This window comes from Streptomyces sp. (assembly GCF_031178505.1).
Lineage (GTDB): Bacteria > Actinomycetota > Actinomycetes > Streptomycetales > Streptomycetaceae > Streptomyces > Streptomyces gulbargensis.
In genome coordinates this window covers 1-4,490 of sequence record NZ_JAPSIW010000585.1, presented here as the reverse complement: position 1 = coordinate 4,490, position 4,490 = coordinate 1, and the positions used below count along the sequence as shown (strand labels likewise).

4 protein-coding genes are annotated in these 4,490 nt (G+C 74.8%); 3 read left to right on the top strand and 1 reads right to left on the bottom strand.

What is annotated here, in order from left to right; genetic code table 11:
* The 3 genes from RIF68_RS28335 to RIF68_RS28325 all read left to right on the top strand — a co-directional run.
* Positions 1–970, top strand: a 970-nt coding sequence (locus RIF68_RS28335; RefSeq protein ID WP_309054142.1) for a response regulator, incomplete at its 5' end; no start/stop codon positions are given.
* Positions 971–1,016: 46 nt separating this feature from the next.
* Positions 1,017–3,518 carry a SpoIIE family protein phosphatase gene (locus RIF68_RS28330; protein WP_375165750.1) on the top strand — a complete coding sequence of 834 codons (2,502 nt, stop codon included), beginning with the start codon at positions 1,017–1,019 and terminating at the stop codon, positions 3,516–3,518.
* A 39-nt stretch (positions 3,519–3,557) separates the two neighbouring features.
* The gene (locus RIF68_RS28325) at positions 3,558–3,980 is read left to right on the top strand and encodes an STAS domain-containing protein (protein WP_309054141.1); all 423 of its coding nucleotides are present in this window, start codon (positions 3,558–3,560) and stop codon (positions 3,978–3,980) included.
* 168 nt (positions 3,981–4,148) lie between these two features.
* Here the strand turns inward: RIF68_RS28325 and RIF68_RS28320 are convergent.
* The coding region (locus RIF68_RS28320) for a nuclear transport factor 2 family protein (protein WP_309054140.1) at positions 4,149–4,490 on the bottom strand (342 nt) is incomplete at its 5' end.

Below are 4,490 nucleotides of genomic sequence, written 5' to 3'. Positions count from 1 at the left end.
GGACTTCGCCGAGACCGCGCCGGTACGCCCCCTGGAGGCGCGCGAGCAGGTCGCCATCGAGGGGACCGTCACGTACGACGGGGGCCCGGCGGCCGGCGTGGCGACCGCCCAGCAGCGCCGCCTCCTCGTGGTCGAGGCACGGCCCAACGGCCTCCTCTCGCTGGTGGCCGAGAGCGCCCTCGGCGACCTGCACCGCCAGGCCGAGGCACCCGGCCAGCGCGGGGTCGAGGTCATCACGGCGGTCGGCGCCCAGGAGGCGGCGAGCACCCTGGCCACCCACCCGTGCCACTGCCTGGTCCTCGACCTGGACCTCGCCGACGGCGCGGCCTTCGCCCTGCTGGAGGGGATGGAACGCGACCCGGCCCTCCAGTCGGTGCCCGTCCTGGTCCACAGCGGCCGGGGGGTCGCGTCCGAGGACGAGCGCCTGCTCAAGCGGCAGGACGGCGCACGGCTCCTGGAGGTGATCACCAGCCTCGACGAGCTGCGCGAGCGCATCGCCCTGCACATGAGCGCCGACCGCCCCGGGGACGTCGTCCCGCTGGTGCGCGGCACGGACACCACGAGCGTCGCCTGGCAGTCGGACGTGGACACGTCCCTCGCGGGCCGTACCGCCCTCGTCGTGGACGACGACGACCGCAACCTGTACGCGATCACCGGCGTCCTGGAACTGCACGGGATGCGCGTCATGCAGGCGGAGAACGGGCGCGCGGCGCTCGACGCCCTGGCGGCGCACCCCGACATCGACGTGATCCTGATGGACGTGATGATGCCGGAGATGGACGGCTACACGGCCACCGCCGCGATCCGGGCGATGCCGGAACACGCCCGGCTGCCGATCATCGCGGTCACGGCCAAGGCGATGGTCGGCGACCGGGAGAAGAGTCTGGCGTCGGGAGCCACCGACTACATCACCAAGCCGGTCGATTCCGCGGAGCTGATCAGCCGCCTCAAGCACCACGTGGCGCTGTAGGGCGCACCGGCCGATAGCATTCCACGGATCCGAGGAGCGTCCTGACGTGCACCAGTCTTCCGAACCGCCCGGCGCGCACGGCGGCCTCGCCGCCGTGTCCGCCGACGGGCACAGGGTCGGGCCCCAGCGTGACCCGGCCGTGCGGCCGGCGTCCGCGCCCGCCCATGAGCAGGACCCGGTGGCCGACCGCGGCGCGGACGCCTCCGCCGTCGGACGGCTGGCGACCACCGTCGAGCGGCTGCGCCAGGAGCTCCAGCGGGCCCACGCCGACGCCGCGGGGCGTGCCCTGGTCGAAATGGCCATGGGCATGCTGATCGAGCGGCTCGGCTGCAGCCCCGCCGAAGCCGCCGTCCAGCTGTCCGACCTGGCAGCCCAGGCCGACGTCTCCGTCCTGGAGCTCGCGGCCGATCTCGTCAACCAGGCGGCCGAGGACCGGATCTCCGCCATCGCCCGCGACTTCGTCCGGTCCTCGGCCGAGCCCGCGGCCGACTCCGCCGCGCTGCGCCTGCGCTGCGCCGAGGCGCACGCCCTCGCGGGCGGCGACACCGGGGCGGCGGCCCGCTCGATGCTCGACCAGGCGCTCCGCCCGCTCGGCGCCGTCGCCGTCGCCATCTGGGCGGCCCACCCCGACCAGTCCCTGTCCCTCGCCGGCAGCGCGGGCTTCAGCCCCCAGGAGGCCACCCGCTGGCGGCACGTGCCGCCCGGCGTGCCCACGCCCGCCCGCCGGGCCCTCGACGAGCGGGCCGCCGTCGGCTACACCACCCTGGCCGACGCCGCCCTGCCGTCGATCGGGCAGCACGACGTGGGCGGCGGGCGGCTCGCCGTCCCCGCCGGGATCGGCGGACGGCTCACGGGCGTCCTCGAGATCTGCTGGCCCGACCGGCTGCCGGCGCTGTCGCAGTCGCTGGAGCGGCAGTTCGAGGCGCTCGCGGAGCTGGCCGCGGCGACCCTGGAGACCTGGTCCGACCTCGGCGGCACCGAACAGGACGCCCCGGACGCGCACCTGGAGGACCTCCGCCGGCTCGTCGACGGCCTCTCCGACCCCTGCCTCATCCTCCAGATGGCGCCGGACAGCGCGGAGATGCCGCTCGAATTCACCATCCGGTACGTCAACCCGGCCTTCGTCGACTTCGCCGGCCGCCCCGCCGGCGCCATCGTGGGCGCCGGTCTCCTGGAGGCGTACCCGCTCGCGGCGGAAGCCGGCGGCCTCATGGAGAAGGTCGAGCACGTCTTCGTCACCGGTGAGCCGTTCCGCGCCACCAACATGAAGCTCACGGCCATGGTCGAAGGCGTGCCGCTCAGCGCCCGGGCCCGGGTGAGCATCAGCCGTCACGGCGACAGCGTGGCCGTGGTCTGGCGCCTCGACGACGGAACGCCCCGGGTGGCGCGGCTGCTCCAGCACGCCCAGCGCCTCGGACGGATCGGCGGTTTCGAGGAGAACCTGCAGACCGGCCAGATCGCCTGGAACGAGACCGTCTACGAGCTGCACGGTCTGTCGCCCACCGCGCAGCCGATCCCGCTGGACCAGCTCGCCGATCACGTCCACCCCGACGACCAGCACAACATCGGCCGGTTCCTGCGCAGGCTGCTGCACCACGAGCGGCCGGCGTCCACGGCCTTCCGGCTGCAGCGCCCCGACGGGGTGGCCCGCCACATCCGTATCGTCGCCGAGCCGGTGCGCGACCCCGACGCGGGCCTGCGCATCGTCCGCGGGGCGTACCAGGACATCTCCGCCCAGCACTGGACGGAAGTGGCGCTCGCCGCGACGCGGGACCAGCTGATCCAGACCGAGCTGCAGGCGGCCGAGGGCAACCGGCTCGTCCTCCAGCTGCAGCACGCGATCATGCCGCCGGCCCGCGGCACCTTCAGCCTCCACGACCTGCAGGTGGCCGTCCGCTACCGGCCGGCCGAGAAGGAGCACCTCGTGGGCGGTGACTGGTACGACACCCTCACCCTGCCCTCCGGCGAGGTGCTGCTGTGCGTGGGGGACGTCGCCGGCCACGGCATCGACGCCGCCACCGGCATGGTCGCGCTGCGCAACGCCCTGCGCGGCCTCGCCGCCACCGGCGCGGGCCCCGCGCAGCTGCTGACCTGGCTCAACAGCATCACGCACCAGCTCACCGAGAACCTCACGGCGACCGCGGCCTGCGGACTGTACGACCCCGTGACCCGCCGTCTGCGCTGGGCGCGCGCCGGGCACCTGCCTCCCGTCCTCCTGCGGGAGGGGCGCGCCACCACCCTTCCGCAGCTCGGCGGTATCCTCCTCGGCGTGTTGGAACAGGCGGAGTACGACGAGGAGGAGGTCCACCTCCAGCCCGGTGACGTCCTGGTGATGTACACCGACGGCCTCATCGAACGCCGTGACCAGGGGCTGCAGACCTCCCTGGCGAACCTGGTCGCCCTGACCGAGAAGGCCGAGAGCGAGTCCGGGGAGCGCCCCAACTCCCTCGAGGCGCGCCTGGACCACCTCCTGCGCTACAGCGGCTCGGACACGGACGACGACACCTGCCTCGTCGGCGTCCTGGTCCAGGAACCTGAGCGCGGATAGCCCCCTTTTCCGTTCGTACGCAAGGAGCACACCATCACGATGCGAGCCGACAACGGGCAGGAGACCGCGGCACAGGGCGCGCCCGGGCCGGAGGCGCCACCGGCCGAGGTGCCGCGCGCCGAGGCCGCGGTGTCGCTGCGGACGCGCCGGACCGAGACGGGCGTGACCGTGGTCACGATCGTCGGGGACCTCGACTTCGACACGCTGGCGGCCGTCCAGGAGGGGCTGACCGGCCTCGCCGAGGAGCGGCCGTCGGCGCTGGTGGTCGACCTCGCGCAGGTCGGCTTCTGCGACTCCTCGGGCCTGAACCTGCTGCTGCGCACCCGCGCGGCGGCGGTCGCCGCGGGGTCGGAGCTGCGCCTGGCCGGGGTCACCCCCGGCGTGATGAGGGTGCTGGAGCTGACCGGCGCCGACACCGTGTTCTCCCTCCACGGCTCGGTCGCGGAGGCGATCGAGGCCTGACGGGCCGGACGGCCCGCCACGGACGCACCGCGGGGGAGGGACCCGGCGCCCGGCGCGGCCACCGGCGGGCGGGCCCCGACCCCGGCACGGTCCGCGGGGCCGGACTGGCGTGCGCTCGCGGGACCGGCGGTGTTCAGCCGGAGCTCGCCCCCTGTTTCCGGGCGGCCGTTACGGTACGGCGGTGAAGGATCGCGCCCAGGTGCGCAGCAGGCCGTCGTCCCCGACGGTGAAGACGTCCACGAAGCGCTGCTCCGGGGCGGCGCCGTCCGCGGGGATCCGGCGGCCGGTGACGGTCACCGTGCGGTCGCGGGCCGTCAGGCGGTCGACGGCGTGGCGGACCCGGGGGAGGGCGGGCAGGGCGTGGGCGCGCAGTGCCTCCGCACGGCCCCGGGCGGGCGGGCGCCCCGGGAGCTGCACCACCACCGCCTCGTGCAGCAGTGAGCCGCATCCGTCCGGGTCGCCCGCGTCGAGGTAGTCGTAGAGCAGCCGATCACGTCCGGCTGCTCTACG

What these genes read in the sequence shown, in the direction of transcription:
- RIF68_RS28325 (WP_309054141.1), top strand. Translation starts at nt 3,558, where the DNA reads ATGCGAGCCGACAACGGGCAGGAGACCGCGGCACAGGGCGCGCCCGGG.